The organism is Allobosea sp. P1_A7 (assembly GCF_056406775.1).
In genome coordinates, this window is the sequence record NZ_JBFTZN010000018.1 from 33,693 (window position 1) to 50,215 (window position 16,523).

General features: G+C 65.7%; 16 protein-coding genes. 11 read left to right on the forward strand and 5 right to left on the reverse strand.

What is annotated here, in order from left to right; translation table 11 throughout:
- Window positions 1-138: 138 nt before the first annotated feature.
- From AC1D34_RS04870 to AC1D34_RS04895, 6 genes are all read left to right on the forward strand, one after another.
- The gene (locus tag AC1D34_RS04870; protein WP_476823636.1) at window positions 139-1,173 is read left to right on the forward strand and encodes a sulfate ABC transporter substrate-binding protein; all 1,035 of its coding nucleotides are present in this window, start codon (window positions 139-141) and stop codon (window positions 1,171-1,173) included.
- Window positions 1,133-2,023, forward strand: coding sequence for a sulfate ABC transporter permease subunit CysT (cysT, locus tag AC1D34_RS04875; RefSeq protein WP_476823637.1), 891 nt, complete (start codon window positions 1,133-1,135; stop codon window positions 2,021-2,023). Before AC1D34_RS04870 ends, cysT begins: the two co-directional genes overlap by 41 nt.
- The gene (cysW, locus tag AC1D34_RS04880) at window positions 2,016-2,891 is read left to right on the forward strand and encodes a sulfate ABC transporter permease subunit CysW (protein WP_441507659.1); all 876 of its coding nucleotides are present in this window, start codon (window positions 2,016-2,018) and stop codon (window positions 2,889-2,891) included. The genes cysT and cysW overlap by 8 nt, the downstream gene beginning before the upstream one ends.
- Window positions 2,892-2,903: 12 nt before the next feature.
- On the forward strand, window positions 2,904-3,950 hold the full coding sequence (locus AC1D34_RS04885; RefSeq protein WP_441491698.1) for a sulfate/molybdate ABC transporter ATP-binding protein: 1,047 nt from the start codon (window positions 2,904-2,906) through the stop codon (window positions 3,948-3,950).
- A 70-nt stretch (window positions 3,951-4,020) separates the two neighbouring features.
- A complete protein-coding gene (locus AC1D34_RS04890) occupies window positions 4,021-4,458 on the forward strand; it encodes an OsmC family protein (RefSeq protein WP_441491699.1) in 438 nt (145 codons plus the stop codon).
- A complete protein-coding gene (locus AC1D34_RS04895; protein ID WP_476823638.1) occupies window positions 4,455-5,327 on the forward strand; it encodes a sulfurtransferase in 873 nt (290 codons plus the stop codon). The genes AC1D34_RS04890 and AC1D34_RS04895 overlap by 4 nt, the downstream gene beginning before the upstream one ends.
- A 42-nt stretch (window positions 5,328-5,369) precedes the next feature.
- On the opposite strand, the gene AC1D34_RS04900 is transcribed toward AC1D34_RS04895, so the two are convergent.
- Entirely contained in the window at window positions 5,370-5,960 is a 591-nt protein-coding gene (locus tag AC1D34_RS04900; RefSeq protein ID WP_476823639.1) for a class I SAM-dependent methyltransferase, read from the reverse strand.
- A gap of 341 nt (window positions 5,961-6,301) precedes the next feature.
- Here AC1D34_RS04900 and AC1D34_RS04905 point away from each other — a divergent pair, with 341 nt between their 5' ends.
- The 4 genes from AC1D34_RS04905 to rimO all read left to right on the forward strand — a co-directional run bounded on the left by AC1D34_RS04905 (window position 6,302) and on the right by rimO (window position 10,243).
- A complete protein-coding gene (locus AC1D34_RS04905) occupies window positions 6,302-6,982 on the forward strand; it encodes a response regulator transcription factor (protein WP_441491702.1) in 681 nt (226 codons plus the stop codon).
- Window positions 6,979-8,337 (forward strand): sensor histidine kinase, encoded by a 1,359-nt coding sequence (locus tag AC1D34_RS04910; protein WP_441491747.1) that lies wholly within the window; start codon window positions 6,979-6,981, stop codon window positions 8,335-8,337. Before AC1D34_RS04905 ends, AC1D34_RS04910 begins: the two co-directional genes overlap by 4 nt.
- A gap of 108 nt (window positions 8,338-8,445) precedes the next feature.
- Window positions 8,446-8,775, forward strand: coding sequence for a hypothetical protein (locus tag AC1D34_RS04915; protein ID WP_441507656.1), 330 nt, complete (start codon window positions 8,446-8,448; stop codon window positions 8,773-8,775).
- A 148-nt stretch (window positions 8,776-8,923) separates the two neighbouring features.
- Window positions 8,924-10,243 carry a 30S ribosomal protein S12 methylthiotransferase RimO gene (gene rimO, locus AC1D34_RS04920; RefSeq protein ID WP_476823640.1) on the forward strand — a complete coding sequence of 440 codons (1,320 nt, stop codon included), beginning with the start codon at window positions 8,924-8,926 and terminating at the stop codon, window positions 10,241-10,243.
- A 474-nt stretch (window positions 10,244-10,717) separates the two neighbouring features.
- Here the strand turns inward: rimO and AC1D34_RS04925 are convergent, their stop codons facing one another.
- Both AC1D34_RS04925 and AC1D34_RS04930 read right to left on the reverse strand, forming a co-directional pair.
- The gene (locus AC1D34_RS04925) at window positions 10,718-11,779 is read right to left on the reverse strand and encodes a hypothetical protein (protein WP_476823641.1); all 1,062 of its coding nucleotides are present in this window, start codon (window positions 11,777-11,779) and stop codon (window positions 10,718-10,720) included.
- Window positions 11,780-11,866: 87 nt separating this feature from the next.
- Complete coding sequence (locus AC1D34_RS04930) at window positions 11,867-12,841, reverse strand: quinone oxidoreductase family protein (RefSeq protein WP_441491706.1); 975 nt, start codon at window positions 12,839-12,841, stop codon at window positions 11,867-11,869.
- A gap of 235 nt (window positions 12,842-13,076) precedes the next feature.
- On the opposite strand from AC1D34_RS04930, the gene AC1D34_RS04935 reads away from it, so the two are divergent.
- Complete coding sequence (locus AC1D34_RS04935) at window positions 13,077-14,264, forward strand: UbiH/UbiF family hydroxylase (protein WP_441507654.1); 1,188 nt, start codon at window positions 13,077-13,079, stop codon at window positions 14,262-14,264.
- A gap of 11 nt (window positions 14,265-14,275) precedes the next feature.
- Here the strand turns inward: AC1D34_RS04935 and AC1D34_RS04940 are convergent, their stop codons facing one another.
- On the reverse strand, window positions 14,276-15,409 hold the full coding sequence (locus tag AC1D34_RS04940; RefSeq protein WP_476823642.1) for a CaiB/BaiF CoA transferase family protein: 1,134 nt from the start codon (window positions 15,407-15,409) through the stop codon (window positions 14,276-14,278).
- Between the two features lie 36 nt (window positions 15,410-15,445).
- Complete coding sequence (locus AC1D34_RS04945; protein ID WP_476823643.1) at window positions 15,446-16,417, reverse strand: AEC family transporter; 972 nt, start codon at window positions 16,415-16,417, stop codon at window positions 15,446-15,448.
- Window positions 16,418-16,523: the final 106 nt, after the last annotated feature.

Genomic DNA, 16,523 nt, shown 5'->3' on the forward strand with positions numbered 1-16,523 from the left:
GGACGGGGCAAAGTTTGGAAGGGGCTACCTGCACCGGTAGGTTGAGGAAATACCGCCAATTCAGTACGCTTTGTTTGTTATTCAGAACGGTTGCCCGCTCATATGAGCTGACGGCATTGATTTCGACGGAGCACTGACATGACGCAAGAGCGCATTCGCCGGATAATCCAGGCAGCCCTGATCGTCGGCGCCTTTTCCATCTGCTTCGGTATCGTCAGCGGCGCTCGCGCCCAGAGCGAGTTGCTCAACGTCTCCTATGATCCGACCCGCGAACTCTACCGCGCCATCAACACCGCCTTCACCGCCGAGTGGCAGAAGAAGACGGGGCAGAAGCTGACGATCCGCCAGTCGCATGGTGGTTCGGGCGCCCAGGCCCGCACCGTGATCGACGGGCTCAATGCCGACGTGCTGACATTGGCGCTGGCGGGCGATATCGACGCCGTTGCCGAGCGCTCGAAGAAGATCCCGCTCGACTGGCAAAAGCGCCTGCCCCAGAACTCCTCTCCCTACACCTCGACGATCGTGTTCCTGACCCGCAAGGGCAACCCCAAGGCCGTCAAGGACTGGGGCGACCTCGCCAAGCCCGGCATCAGCGTCATCACCCCGAACCCCAAGACTTCGGGTGGCGCACGCTGGAACTATCTCGCGGCCTGGGCCTGGGCCGAGAAGGCCTATGGCAAGGACGAGGCGAAGGTGCGTGACTATATCGCCGMCGTGCTGAAGAACGTGCCGGTGCTCGACACGGGCGCGCGCGGCTCGACCACGACCTTCGCCCAGCGCGGCCAGGGTGACGTCTTCCTGTCATGGGAAAACGAGGCCTTCCTCGTGCTGCAGGAATTCGGCGCCGACAAGTTCGACATCGTCGTGCCCTCGCTTTCGATCCTGGCAGAGCCGCCGGTGACGATCGTCGACGGCAATGTCGATGCCAAGGGAACGCGTGCCGCAGCCCAGGCCTATCTCGAATTCCTCTATACGCCGGCTGCACAGGCCATCATCGCGAAGAACTTCTACCGGCCGCGCAATACGGAGGCCGCGGCAGCTGAGGACCTCGCGCGTTTCCCCAAGCTTGAGCTGATCACCATCGACACCGTTTTCGGTGGCTGGACCAAGGCACAGAAGGATCATTTCGCCGATGGCGGGACCTTCGATCAGCTTTACAAGCCGGCGCGGTGACCGCGTGGCGGTAACGGCCAGCTCCTGGCGGCAGCCTAGCATCCTTCCCGGTTTCGGGTTGTCGCTCGGCATCACGATCAGCGCCTTGTCGCTGATCGTGCTCATCCCGCTCGCGGCACTCTTCCTCAAGGCGGCAAGCGCTGGCCCCGCTGATATCTGGGCGATCATCACCTCGGCCCGCACCCAGGCTGCCTTGAAGCTGTCCTTTGGCGCTGCCCTGTTTTCCGCGATCCTCAACGCCATCTTCGGGCTGATCATCGCCTGGGTTCTGGTGCGCTACCGCTTCCCCGGCCGGCGGCTGCTCGATGCCGCGGTCGACCTGCCCTTCGCGCTGCCGACCGCTGTCGCAGGCATCGCCCTCGCCTCGATCTACGCGCCGAACGGCTGGATCGGTGCCCTGCTGGCTCCCTACAACATCAAGGTCGCCTATACCCCGCTCGGCGTCATGGTGGCGCYCGTCTTCATCGGCCTGCCCTTCGTGGTGCGGACCGTGCAGCCAGTGCTGGAGGAAGCCGATGCGGATATCGAGGAGGCCGCCGCACTGCTTGGCGCCAGCCGGTTGCGCACCATTTTCAGGGTCATCCTTCCCGGTATCGTGCCAGCGTTGCTGACCGGCTTCGTCCTCGCCTTCGCCCGTGCCGTCGGCGAATACGGCTCGGTGATCTTCATCGCGGGCAACGTGCCGATGTTCTCCGAGATCGCCCCGCTCCTGATCGTGATCCGGCTGGAACAGTTCGACTATGCGGGGGCTTCCGTCGTCGCGACGATCATGTTGATCGTCTCCTTCGCGCTGATCCTGGCGATCAATGGAATCCAGTCCTGGAGCCGCGGGAGACTGGGTCATGTCTGACACGCCGCTGCCGGCCGCCATCTACAAGACCGACCGCGCGCTGCGCGACGGCTTCTGGATCCGCGCCCTGCTGTTGAGCCTGGCACTGGGCTTTCTGCTGCTGTTCCTCTTCCTGCCGCTGATCGCGGTCTTCATCGAAGCCTTTGCGAAGGGATATGGGCTCTTCCTGGAGAGCATTACGGAGCCGGATGCCCTGAGCGCCGTTCGCCTGACCCTGCTGGTCGCCGCCATCGCGGTGCCCTTCAATCTGGTCGTCGGCGTCGCCGCCGCCTGGGCCATCGCCAAGTTCGAGTTCCGGGGAAAGAGCCTGCTGATCAGCTTCATCGACCTGCCCTTCTCGGTCTCTCCGGTGATCTCGGGCCTGGTCTATGTTCTGCTCTTCGGCGCGCAGGGCTTTCTCGGGCCCTGGCTCAAGGCCCATGATATCGAGATCATCTTCGCGCTGCCCGGGCTGGTGCTGGCGACGATCTTCGTCACGTTCCCCTTCGTTGCGCGCGAGTTGATTCCGCACATGCAGGCGCTCGGCTCGAGCGACGAAGAGGCGGCCCTGACGCTGGGCGCCTCGCCCTGGCGCACCTTCCTCACCATCACGCTGCCGAATGTGAAGTGGAGCCTGTTCTACGGCGTGCTGCTCTGCAACGCACGCGCCATGGGCGAGTTCGGCGCCGTCACGGTCGTGTCCGGCCGGATCAGGGGGCTGACCACGACGATGCCGCTGCATGTCGAGATTCTCTACAATGAATACAACAGCGTCGCTGCCTTTGCCGTCGCCTCGTTGCTGGCCGGGCTTGCACTGGTGACGCTCGCCCTCAAGACCTATCTCGAATGGCACTTCGCGGATGCGATCTCCGCCAAGTCGCGCCATTGACGGAGGCTACCAATGTCCGTTGCCGTAACCATCGAGAGCGTCCAGAAGAGCTTCTCGAATTTTGCCGCCCTCCGCGGCGTTTCGCTCGACGTGCAGCCCGGCGAACTCGTCGCGCTGCTCGGCCCATCGGGCTCGGGCAAGACCACGCTGCTGCGGCTGATCGCAGGGCTCGAACAGGCCGATGATGGCCGCGTGCTGTTCGACGAAACCGATACGCGCCGACTCAGCCTGCGCGAGCGGCGGATCGGCTTTGTCTTCCAGCACTACGCGCTGTTCAGGCATATGGATGTCGCGTCCAACATTGCCTTCGGCCTCAAGGCCCGGCCGCGGAGCGAGAGGCCGAGCGCGAGCGAAATCTCCAGGCGCGTCAGCGAACTGCTCGAGCTCGTCCAGCTCGGCGGGCTTGAGCGGCGCTTCCCGACGCAACTATCCGGTGGCCAGCGCCAGCGCGTCGCCCTTGCCCGCGCGCTCGCCATCGAGCCGCGCGTGCTGCTGCTCGACGAACCCTTTGGAGCGCTCGATGCCAAGGTCCGCAAGGATTTGCGCGGCTGGCTGCGCGACCTTCACAGGCGCACCGGCCACACCACCCTCTTCGTCACCCATGACCAGGAAGAGGCCCTCGAGCTGGCCGACCGCGTCGCGATCCTGAACGACGGGCGGCTGGAGCAGGTCGGTTCGCCCGATGACGTCTATGACCATCCAGCGACGCCCTTCGTCTGCGAATTCCTGGGCGAGGCGAACAAGCTCCCTGTCGAGGTCGTCGGCGGGCAGGCCTTCTTCGGCAATCGGCCGGTCCTTGGCGGCCTGCAGCAGAACCAGGGCGGGGCCGCCTCGCTCTATGTCCGGCCGCAGCATATGCGCATCGTTGACGATACCCCGCTCGCCCTCCCCGGCGTGGTCGAGGATTTGCGCCGCAACGGGCCRCTGCGGCGCGCCGAGATTGCCGTTGAAGGCTTGATCCGGCGGATCGATGTCGATCTCGCAAGCCAGGTCGCACCGGCCATCGGCGAACGGGTGCGCTTGCGGATCACCCATGGCAGCCTGTTTGCCGCGGCGTGACACCACCCTCGCCTCATCGCCGCCGACCGTTTAAGTCTTTCGCCGAGTCAGGCTTTGAGAGGACACGACGATGAAAGCACGGGCAAGCTGGGTCGAGGGCATGGCCTTCATGGGTGAGGCCGGCAGCGGCCACGCCATCATCATGGATGGCGCTCCGGAATATGGCGGGCGCAATATCGGCATCCGGCCGATGGAGATGCTGCTGATCGGTCTCGCGGGCTGCACCGGCTTCGATGTCGTCTCGATCCTCAAGAAGGGCCGCGAAGCCGTCACGGGGTGCGAGGTCGAAGTCGAGGCCGAGCGCGCGACTGAAGACCCGAAGGTCTTCACCAAGATCCATCTCTCCTATCGCGTGACCGGCCGCGGGCTGGCGCAAGCCAAGGTCGAGCGCGCTGTCACATTGTCGAAGGAAAAATACTGCTCCGCCTCGATCATGCTCGGGGCGACGGCCGAGATGAGCTACGCGCTCGAAGTTGTCGATGAACTGCAGCAGGTGGCGGCGGAATGAGCGATACCTTCTCCGGACTGACCACGCCTGAGGCCCTGGCCCGGCGCCTGGCCGACAGCAACCTCGTCGTTCTCGACATCCGCTCATCGGTCGATGGTGGCGGAAAGGCGGCCTATGAGGCGGGACATATCCCAGGCGCCGTGCACACCAATTACGTCGCCGACGGCTGGCGCGCCAAGGTCGGCAATGCACCGGGCATGCTGCCGCCGCTCGATCATCTGGCCGGGCTGGTCGGCAGCCTCAGCATCAAGCCGCATGACGATGTCGTCATCGTACCGGCAGGCGTCAGCGCGACCGACTTCGCCGCAGCTGCGCGGGTCTACTGGACCTTGAAGCTGATCGGCCATGGCCAGCAGGCCATTCTCGATGGCGGATTCCGGGCGTGGAGCGCCGACCCGTCGCGACCGATCGAAGCCGGTCCATCCGCGCCAAAACCGGCCGAGCCTTATCCCGTCGTCGTGCAGCAGCGGCTGCGCAGCACTGCCGATGCCGCCCTCGTCGCCTCGAAGAGCAGGCTCGCGACCCTGGTCGACGCCCGTTCGGCGAGCTATTTCGAGGGCCGCGAGAAGGCTGCGGAAGCGACGCGCGCCGGGCATATTCCAGGCGCGATTTCGCGTGACTACGCAGAGGCCTTCGATCTCTCGACCGGTCGCCTGAAACCTGCAGGCGACCTGTCGGCCCTGTTTTCCAGCGTGCCGAACGGACCTGCGATTTCCTATTGCAACACCGGCCACACTGCAGCGCTGAACTGGTTCGTGCTTTCCGAACTTCTGGGGAACGACGAGGTGTCGCTCTATGACGGCTCGATGACCGACTGGACGCAGGATCTCGAACGCCCGGTTGCAACGAGGGATAGTCAGGCGGCCTGATGACGCAGAGCGGAGGCGCGCGTTAACTGTCGTTCGACCTTTTCAGACCAGACTCGACCGCGAGGGGCGATGCCGGGCAATCCGGTAAACTGCCGCCGGCGGGATGTTGCGCAATGTCGAGCCGATCCGTGTTGCGCGAAGGCCGAGGCGATCCAGGATTGGCTTCGGGATGGGGCAGCGCGTCGTATAGGTGACCTGATAGAAGGCGCCGCCCGGCCGCAAATAGCCAAACGCGCCCCTGAGAATGGCGATGACCTTTCGTGGCGGCATCGAAAGCACGGGAAGGCCGCTGATCACGGCGCCAACCCCTCCTGCTTCGTAAAGAGCGGCTTCGCGAAGGCGTGAAGCGTCCATCCAGCGCACACGGGCCTCGGGAAAGCGCATTTCGAGCAGCCGCGCAAAATCGGGCCCGAACTCGACGAGGGTCAGGTCGTGCTCGGGCACGCCTCGCCTGATGAGCGCCTGGGTAAATGCGCCGGTTCCAGGTCCAAGTTCAATGACAGGCCCGGTTTCCGGCGTGACCTCCTGTGTCATCAGATCCGCCAGGGCGGTGCCCGACGGCGTCACCGAAGCGACACGCAACGGCGCACCGATCCAGGCGCGGAAGAAAGACCAGTTGTCGGAGGCCAGCATGCCGGTCCTCCGTCCCAAGGCGTCTTCAGGCGCAACGCGGAGGCTTCGCCCGGCGCCGGGTAGCATTCTCGATGACATGTGCAGTCCATCCCAGTGGCGGCCACCGCAATGGTTGAGCGGGCCCGGAGCTTCCATGAGTGCACCGCTCTGTTTCGCGGCGCCGTCGGCATCGATGCCACGACGGGGTTGAGCCAGCCTGTCATGCGGAGGCGCAGGGGCGTGCCGGGCTCGATTAGGCCGGAATGAGCTCTCGCCGGCGAGGTCGGGACCGACCTTCCATGCAAGGTTGGCGCAATCCGCACTCGATAGGCGGTTACCCCCGAGGAGCGGGAGATTCCGCCTTGCGCATCTTGTTGGTCGAGGATGAGCCGGCAATGGCTTCAGCGCTGCGCACTGCGCTGACCCGTCAGGACATGGTCGTGGACCATCTGCCAACCAGAGCGGATGCAGAGGCAATGCTGAGCGAAAGCTGCGGCATCTATGATGCAGTGCTGCTTGACCGCCAGTTGCCCGATGGCGACGGCCTGGACCTGGTCCGAAGGCTGCGGGCAAAGGGCGACACGGTGCCGGTCCTCATGCTGACGGCGCGTGGGGACTTGAACGACCGGGTCGCGGGTCTTGACCATGGAGCCGATGACTATCTCGGCAAGCCTTTCGCCTTCGAGGAACTTCTGGCGCGCCTGCGCGCACTCCTGCGCCGGCCTGCCGGCATGCGCTCCGATACGGTGCGGATCGGTCGCCTTTCCTTCGATTTCGTGCACCGCGAGACCCGTGTGGCAGGCCAGATGCTCGCCATGCCGCGGCGCGAATTGCTGGTGCTGGAAGCCCTGATGCGCCGGATGGGGCGAATGGTCTTGCGAACCTTCCTGATGGAGGCCGTGTTCGGTCTGGATGACGAGATCCAGTCCAACGCGCTCGATACCCATGTCTCTCGCCTGCGCCGCAAGCTTGCGGAAGCTGATGCCGGCGCGACGATCGATGGGATTCGCGGAGTCGGTTACCTCATCCGCGAAACCGCCTGACGATGGATGGCGGGTATTCCCTCAAGCGCCGGCTGATCGGGCGGCTCATGGCGTTCCAGGCTGCCGCCATCATGCTGATCGTCGCTGGCTTGTTCGCCACAGGGGCGTTGTTCGACTTCTCATCGGTCGAGAGCACCATTGAGACCCTGCGAGGCGCGGTGGCGCGCGGGCCGACTGGCAAGCTGGTGCTGCGGCCAACGCGCCAATTGACCCGGATGCGGGCTTCTAATCCAAATCTCTGGTTCGTCATCCGGGACCGCACGGGCCACCGCGTGTCCGAAGGAGCCGTTCCTGCGGATTTCAGCCAGCTCGGCGACAGCCTCGACCATATCGGCCAGGCCCGGCTGGGCTGGAATATCGGCGATCCTCCCCGCGCCACGGCACGGGTCAGATGGGTGAACAGCGCAGCTGGCGAGGTCCAGGTCGTGACGGGCACCGAGACCCGGGCATCGCTCTATCTTGTGGCCCTGGGGATGAGCCTCGTGTTCCTCAAGGAGGTTCTGCCCGTTCTCGCCGTGATGGCGGTCGCGGCCCTGCTCGTCACTCCGCTGGTGGTCCGAGGAGCCTTGGCCGGATTGGGCCGGGCAGCGGCGCAGGCCGGGCGCATCGAGATCGACCGGCGGGGTGTTCGTTTGCCCCTCGATGACGTGCCGGTCGAGATCACGCCGCTAGTCACGGCGGTGAATGCCGCCCTTGGACGTCTCGACAGGGGCTACGAGCAACACAAGCGCTTCCTGGCGGCAGCCGCGCATGAACTGCGGACGCCCGTCGCCATTCTCAATACGAGGCTGGCATCCCTGCCGGCGGGCGAAGAGAAGACGCGCCTCCTCCAGGATGTTGCGCGGCTGGCGACCATGATGGAGCAGCTTCTTGACCTTGAGCGGCTCGATCAGCAGACGGACACGTTCACGCCCATGGACCTCAACGCGATTGCGAAGCGGGTCGTGGTCGACCTCGCGCCCCTGGCCTTCGCCGCCGGCTATCAGATGGAGTTCAAGCCCGAGGGAGATCCGGTCACGGTCATTGGAGATCCGCTATCGGTCGAGCGGGCCCTGACCAATCTGGTCCAGAACGCGATCGAGCATGGCGGCCGGGCTGGAACGATTGCCGTCCGCGTCGGTCACTCCGCGATCATCGACATCCAGGACGACGGATGCGGCATTCCGCGCGAGCAACGCGAACGTGTCTTCGAGCCCTTTCAAAGGCTTCATGCGCAAAGCCGCGGCTCGGGCCTCGGTCTCAACCTTGTTCGCGAGATCATGCATCGTCACGGAGGCGAGGTGCTCGCGCTCGATTCAGCATCGGGCGGTGCCTGTCTCAGGATGGTCTTCCCCCAGCCAGGCCTGGCCGCCTGAGCACGCAGCTATTTCCAGAAGCCGTTGTCCTTCGCCCGTTCCCGCCACCTCCAGGGCTGGTACTCCGCATGGCAGTCATACGCCTCGCCTGAACTGTAGCGCCCGTCCGTGCAGGGGTCGGAGGGCGCGCGGCCTGCGTGCCAGCGTCGCAGTTCCGCCTCGCAATCGACCGGTCGGCCGAAGCTGAAGCGCCCATCCCTGCAGGGCGAATGGGGCGCTCCTTCGTCCTGGACCGGCCGCACGCGCGGCGCACTGGCGGGCAATGGCGGCGCCAAGCCGGCCTTTGGATGCGCCTGTGCCGAAGCGGCGGCACCTGAAAGCGCCAGCATGGTCGCGACGCCCCTGGCGATGCTGGTGCGGGCCCTGTTCATCGTGATCTCCATCCGCGACGACGCAACGGCTGCCTCGCCCGCCGGCATCGTCCCGGGGCTCGATTGAATGAACATTGCAAGGGATAGGGAATCCGGCGGCTTTGCCTGCGATCTCGGCTGCAATTTGCAAAACCTCTAAAAACACGTCAAAGGAAGCGCCATATGCGCCGGCCCCGCCGCGCCCCTTCCTGATCCAGTGTCCGAGCTTGTCGCCGATGAACGCCGTCGCGCCGAAGATTTCTTTCGTCTCCCTGGGCTGTCCCAAGGCCCTCGTCGATTCCGAACGCATCATCACCTCGCTGCGCTCGGAAGGCTATGAGCTCAGCAAGAGCCATGCGGGCGCTGACCTCGTCATCGTCAATACCTGCGGCTTCCTCGACAGCGCCAAGGCGGAGTCGCTGGAGGCGATCGGCTCAGCCATGGCCGAGAACGGCAAGGTCATCGTGACCGGCTGCATGGGCGCCGAGCCCGAGCAGATTCGCGACGCCTTCCCGAACGTGCTGGCGATCACCGGTCCCCAGGCCTATGAGAGCGTCGTCTCGGCCGTGCATCAGGCGGTGCCGCCCAGGCACGATCCTTTTGTCGACCTGGTGCCGGACCAGGGCATCAAGCTCACGCCGAGGCACTACGCCTATCTCAAGATTTCAGAGGGTTGCAACAATCGCTGCAGCTTCTGCATTATCCCGAAGCTGCGCGGGGACCTGGTCTCGCGACCGATCGGCGATGTGCTGCGCGAGGCCGAGAAACTGGTCAAGGCTGGCGTCAAGGAACTGCTGGTCATCTCCCAGGACACCAGTGCCTATGGCCTCGATGTCAAATACGCCCCCTCGCTCTGGAAGGATCGCGAGGTCCGCACGCGCTTCTTCGAGCTGGCGCGGGAACTCGGCCAGATGGGGGTCTGGGTGCGGATGCACTATGTCTATCCCTATCCGCATGTCGACGAGGTCATCCCGCTGATGCAGGAAGGGCTCATTCTGCCCTATCTCGATATTCCCTTTCAGCACGCATCTCCCAGCGTTCTCAAGGCGATGAAGCGCCCGGCTCATCAGGACCGCACGCTCGACCGCCTGCGCAAATGGCGCGAGATCTGTCCCGATCTCGCCATCCGCTCAACCTTCATCGTCGGCTTCCCCGGCGAGACGGAAGAGGATGTCCAGTTCCTGCTCGACTGGCTGAGGGAAGCAAAGCTCGAGCGCGTCGGCTGCTTCAAATACGAGCCGGTCAAGGGTGCGCCTGCCAATGATCTCGGCCTGCCGCTGATCCCGGAGGACGAGAAGGAAGCGCGCTGGCATCGTTTCATGAAGGCGCAGGCCGAAATCAGTACCCGGATCGTCAAGAGCCGGGTCGGCAAGCGCATTCAGGTGATCATCGACGAGGCGGGCCCGACGGTCGCCAAGGGCCGCTCCAAATGGGATGCGCCCGAGATCGACGGCAATGTCTATGTTGCGAGCCGCCGGCCGCTCCGGGCCGGCGAGATCGTGATGGTGAAGATCGAGCGGGCCGACGCCTACGATCTGCACGGAATCGCGGTCTGATCGGGCCTGTCCACTTTCGCAAGGGCGCGCATGATCTGGTCGCCGCGCCCGCGATAGAGGAAGACCTCGCTACCCCAAGGCAGGTCTGTTGGAACGCGACGGCAGGCGCCGTGACGGAGGCGGCTCGCTGCAGACATGATCGATCCGGTTGGCGCCCCCGCCACGGAGCGCGACTGCGCGGGTGAGGCGTGCCTTCCCCCCAGGGAATTCGCGCAGCAGCTGAAACACGGACCGAGCGCTTCCGCCTGCTGCGCCCTTGCCGCTCCGACCGCCATCGTCGCCGCCATGCCCGCTGCCGTTCTGCTGCGACATTGCGACCGTCGAGATGGTGAGAGAGGCCAAGAACAGACCAGTGAAACGAAGTGTCCGGTTCATGACATGCTCCCGAATGAGGATCAGCGTCCGCTGGCCCTCATTGGTCGCGTCGTCTCCGCAGCAGGTTCACAGGCGTCGGAACGATGATCGGCCCTGCTCTCAGATAGCCGGCTTTCGCCGGGCTGAACCGAGGCGCCCGAGCCACCAGCCAAATCTCTGCGCGAGCATGGCCAGCGCCACCGCATAGCCGATCAGGGCGAAGATCCAGCTCATGGTCGTGAGACTGAGCGCGCCCAGCACCAGCGCCGAACGTCCGAGCACCTTCAGGACCGCACGGGTGGTGGACCCCTTGGCGGCGCTCAGCCGTGCCGCGCGCCCAATATCGCCGGCCTCGTCTGCAACCGCGAGAACCTGGCGCAGACCGGCCTGGCCGGTCCGGGCATAGACTGCGCCGGCATCCTGCCCAAGCGTTGCCAGGCGCGTCATTGCCGCCGGCCGCACGATCGCAGCCGAGGATGCGCGGGCTGCTGCCAGGTCGAAGCGCGCAGCAGCGGAGAGACTGGCTGTCAGAGCCGGACGATCGACGGCTCCCGCGGCCATGCGCGTGAGATTGGCCGTCAGCTTTGGCGACAGCATGCCTGCCTTCGCCGTTGCCTTGACGACGCTGAGACCACCGCGTGCCGGCAGGCCGCTGCCGAGGCTCGCCCATGTCGCAACGCTCAGAGCGAGCCCGCCGGCCGCCAGCACCAGGACAACATGATCCGTTGCCTCGCCGCGGAGCAGCTTCTGGCCTTCACCGGCGATGTCCCGCAGGTCGCCGACGCCGACAACGTCGCTGACCACCGCGCCGGCGAAGCCGGCATTGCTCGCGCGTTCGCCCGACAGGAAACCGGAGCCGAAATCCTTGAGCGCGCGCGTCGTCGCCTCGTCCTTCAAGCGCGCGAGGCGCTTGCGCTGGTCCTCTGTGACAATGAGGCGATGCTCGGCGGCCAGATCGACAAAGCTGCCGGCAAGGTCGGTGTCGCCAGCGGCAATCGCCGCATCGATCTCGTCTGCGATGCGCCCGGACGCAAGCACGCCCTGCAGACGCAGGTCCGACAGGGCCACGGGGTCATTGGCCGCCACCTGCAACTGCAGGCCATTCCACCCGCGCGGCAGCACCAATACGCCCGCGCCGATCAGCGCCGGCACGACACATAGTGCCCGAATCGCCTTCTTCATCTTGCCCAGCCACCCATCCTGCCGCCCCCGGCGGCAGGAGATCTAGGCAACAATCTGGGCGAGATTGCTGCGACGAGGCGGCGAACGCTACGGAATGAGGACCGTCGAGCCCGTCGTGCCGCGGCTCTCCAGCGTGCGATGTGCCTCGGCTGCATCCTTCATCGGGAAGGTCGCGTTCACCGGTATCGTGACCTTGCCCGAGGTGACGGCGCCGAACAGGTTCTTCGCCATCTCGACCATCGTTTCGCGCTTTGCGGTGTGGGAGTTCAGTGTCGGACGGGTGACGTAGAGCGAGCCCTTTGCAGCCAGGATGCCGAGATTGAACGCTTCGACCGCGCCCGACGCATTGCCGAAGCTCGCAAGCACGCCAAAGGGCTTGAGCGAGTCGAGCGAGGCCATGAACGTGTCCTTGCCGACGCCGTCATAGACCACGTCGCAGAGCTTTCCGCCGGTGATGTCCTTGACCCGCGCCGCGACATTCTCGTCACGGTAGAGAATGACCTCGTCGGCACCATGCGCCTTGGCGAGCTCGGCCTTGTCCCTGGAGCCTGCGGTGCCGATCACGGTCGCGCCGAGCGCCTTGCCCCACTGGCACAGAATCAGGCCGGTGCCGCCAGCGGCAGCATGCACAAGGATCGTGTCGCCCGGCTTCACCTTGTAGGTCCGGTGCAGCAGATATTCGGCGGTCAGGCCCTTCAGCATCATGCTGGCCGCAGCCTCAAAGGAGATCGCAGCCGGCAGAGCCACCGTCGATGCCGCCGCCACGATGCGCTCCTCGGCATAGGCTCCGAGCGTCGCAACGCAGGCGACGCGGTCGCCCGGCTTGAACTCGGTGACATCGGGGCCGACGGCAAGGACGTCACCGGCCGACTCGTTGCCCAGCACGAAGGGCAGCTTGGGGGCCGCGTAAAGGCCCGATCGAAAATAGGTATCGATGAAGTTGAGGCCGATCGCGCGGTTCCTCACCAGCAGCTCGCCTGGCCCGGGCGCCGGCAACGCAACGTCCTCGTATTTCAGAACCTCGGGTCCGCCGGTCTGGTGAACGCGTATCGCCTTGACCATTGACATTGCTCCATCACGTGAAGGCCGGACCATAGGGACTTGCATCGCATCAACGCAACGGCCGGACTGCTGGGCGGGTCGGCGCCCAACGCCGGGTCGGCAGATGATGGTGCGGGATCGGGGCGCGGCATGAACGCTTCCGTCCTTCGTCAGGGCCCATTTCACGCAGTCTCTGTGCGGGGCTGCGACGCAGCGCGGACTGGCCAGACGCCTTCGGGTCGGCTAGCCAAGTGCCATGACTTCGCGTGCTACGCTCCCGCATTCTGATCAGGCCGAGATCGCCATCATTGGCGCCGGCGCCGTTGGGCTGGCCGCCGCGCTCGCTTGTGCGGCAGATGGCTGGCAGGTCACCGTATTCGGCCGCCCGGTCGCCCCGCGAGACGGTCGCACCGTGGCGCTGCTCGACGGCTCCTGGCGGATGCTCGCCGAGCTCGGCCTGCTCCCGGCCCTCGACGGCAAGGCTGCTCCGCTCGCGGTGATGCGCCTTGTCGATGACACCGGCAGCCTGTTCCGGCAGCCACCGGTCGAGTTCTACGCGTCCGAACTCGGGCTCGACGCTTTCGGCTGGAATGTCGAGAATGCCGATCTCGTTGCGGCGCTGGCCGAGCATGTCCAGGCCAACCCGAACATCCGGAGCGTGCCCCATATGGTTTCGGCGATCGAAGCCCAAGATGATGCGGTCAGGATCTCCGGAGCCGAGTTCGAGCCCTTCTGCGCCCGGCTGGTGATCGGCGCCGATGGTCGCCAATCCCGCGTGCGGGACGCTGCCGGTATCACCACCAGGGACTGGCGCTATCCGCAGATCGCCTTGACGGCGATCCTCGGCCATCGCCGCGACCATCGCGAGACCTCGACGGAATTCCACACGCGCAGCGGCCCCTGCACGCTCGTTCCCCTGCCCGGCCACCGCTCTTCGCTGGTCTGGATGCTCGAGCCGAGAGAGGCCGAGCGGATCGCCGCGCTGGACGATGCCACGTTCGCCCGCAGCGTCGAGAGGCAGACGCATTCCCTGCTCGGGGCCATGACCGTCGAGGGGGCGCGTGGGCGCGTTCCCATGGGCGGCCTCTCGGTAACACGTTTCGGGGCGAACCGGATGGCATTGATCGGGGAAGCGGCCCATGTCTTCCCGCCGATCGGCGCTCAGGGGCTCAATCTCGGTTTGCGCGACGTCGCAGCCCTGCGTCGCGTCCTGCATGACGCCGAAGACCCGGGCAGCGACGCGGTGATTGCCGCCTATGATTCGGCGCGGCAGACGGATGTACGGCTGCGTACCGGTGCGGTCGATGCGCTGAACCGGACCTTGCTGACCGACCTGCTCCCCGCCGACCTAATGCGTGGCGCCGGCCTGCTCGCGCTCTCGCAGATCGGGCCGTTGCGCCGGATCGTCATGCGCCAGGGCCTGGCTGGCGGCATGGCCAACTGAGCGGCCCGCGATCAGTCGCCCCTGTCGGGTTCTGTCTGCAGCAACTCCTGATCACCACCGCTCGACGGCACGCGCAGCAGTGCGGGCGCGTGCTCCCGGAAAACCGGGGCCAGTGGCAAGGGGGTCGAGACAAGGCGCCTGCCTCCCGGCTCCTCCGCCTGGTYGTCGAGCTGGCCGCGCGCAGTCAGGTGCGGGTCGGCCAGCGCCTCCTCGAGGCTGCGCACGACTGTGCAGCAGCAATCGCGCGGCTCGAGATAGCTCCGCCAGTACGACGCCGGTTCCGATGCGATGATGGAGGCGATCGCGGAGCGCGTCGCCTCCGGATTCATCCGATCATCGCTCAAGCCGGGATCGAGCGAGATCGCCTCGCAAAAGACCTCCCAGAATTTCTGCTCCAGGGCTCCAACCGCGAGAAACCAGCCATCGCCGGTGGCATAGAGCCCGTAGCGCGGGCTTCCCCCGGTCAGGAGCCCCTCGCCGCCTTCCGGCCAGTTTCCCGTCACCTGCCCTTGGGCAAGGCTGTACCAGGTGAAGGTCGGCATAGCGTCGCTCATCGCGATGTCGAGATGGCAGCCTCGACCGGTGCGCTCGCGCTGGCGCAGCGCCAGCAGAATGTTGAGCGCCGCCGGCATCGCCCCGCCTGCGATATCGGCAACGAGCGTCGGCGGCAGCGGCGGAGGCTCGCCACGCTTCAGCGATTGCCCGAGCAGCCCGCCGATCGCCTGGTAATTGATATCGTGCCCGGCATCCTGGGAGCGCGGCCCGGTCTGGCCATAGCCGCTGATCGAGCAATAGATCAGCCGGGGATTGATCATGTGGAGGGCTTCGAAACCGAGACCGAGCCGCTCCATCACGCCAGGGCGGAACTGTTCGATCAGGATGTCGGCGCGCTCGACCAGAGGGCGCAGCAATTCGGCGGAATCGGAGGATTTCAGGTCGATCTCGATGCTCTTCTTGCCGCGGTTGAGCGCAGCGAATGGAGCCGAGGTCTCGCCGAAGCGCGGTGGGAAGCGGCGGAGGTCCTCACCACCCGGCCGCTCGATCCGGATGATCTCGGCACCCGCCTCGGCCAGAAACAGGCTCGCGAGCGGGCCCGGCAGCAAAGTCGAGAAATCCAGAACCAGAAGGTCGTCGAGCGGCAGCATCGCGATCCCGGGGATTGGACGGGCGCAGGGCAGCCGTCAGGGAAACAGGTCTGCCGCCATCCTGCCCGTCTTCACCAGCCACAGGAAGCCCGTCAGCGTCACCATCGAGACGATGGTGCCGACGAGGATGCAGGCCGAGGCGCGCTCGACGCCGACCTTGTACTGCGTCGAGATCACGAAGATGTTCAGGGCCGGCGGCAGCGCCGCCATGATCACCGCCGCATAGACCCAGGGGTCGGCGAAATTTCCGAGCGCCGAGAGCAGCACCCAGACCAGCAGCGGGTGGAGGACGAGCTTGACCGCGACCAGGGCCGGCACTTCCGCGGGCATCGACCTCATCGGCCGCAGCGCCACCGTGACGCCGAGCAGGAACAGCGCGCAGGGAGCCGCCGCCTGCGACAGCCAGAGCGTCATCTTGTCGAGCGCAGTCGGCAATTCGAGCTTGGTGTAGCTCGCGATCACGCCGGCCAGGGTCGCGAGATTGAAGGGGTGCGTCACCACCTTCCAGAGCACCTCGCCGGCTGTCGCGAGAAAGCCCTTCTTCTCGACGCCGGCCAGGGCCATCAGGAAGGGCACCAGCGAGAACAGCAGAATATTGTCGAAGACAAAGATCAGCGCCACCGGCGCGCTCGCGACCGGCCCGAGCGCGGCCAGGATCAACGGTGGGCCCATATAGCCGATATTCGAGTAGGAGCCGGCGACCGCCTGCATCACCGCCTGGGGCATATGCCCGTGCGTGGATTTCAAGCCGATGAGGAAGGAGAGCGAGAAGACGCAGAAGGTGGCGAGCGTCGTGGCGCCGACAAAGCCCCAGTTCGAGAGCTCGCTCAGCGGCTTGTCGGCAATCAGGCGGTAGAACAGCGCCGGGAGGGCGATGTAGATCAGGAAGTACTGCATCCACGCCAGCCCCTCTTCCGGGAGCCGCTTGTAGCGCMCGACAGCGAAGCCAAGGACGATCAGGCCGAAGAACGGCGCGACCAGATTGAACAGGCTGGCAAGTTCGGCCATACGCGCTGGAACCTCGGGCGGGTGCACCTCCCGGGTAACAGGCAGGCGCATCGCGGCGGTGTAGCGGGTCGAGGGCCAACGGCAAAGCCGCGCAGCGCATCGCTCG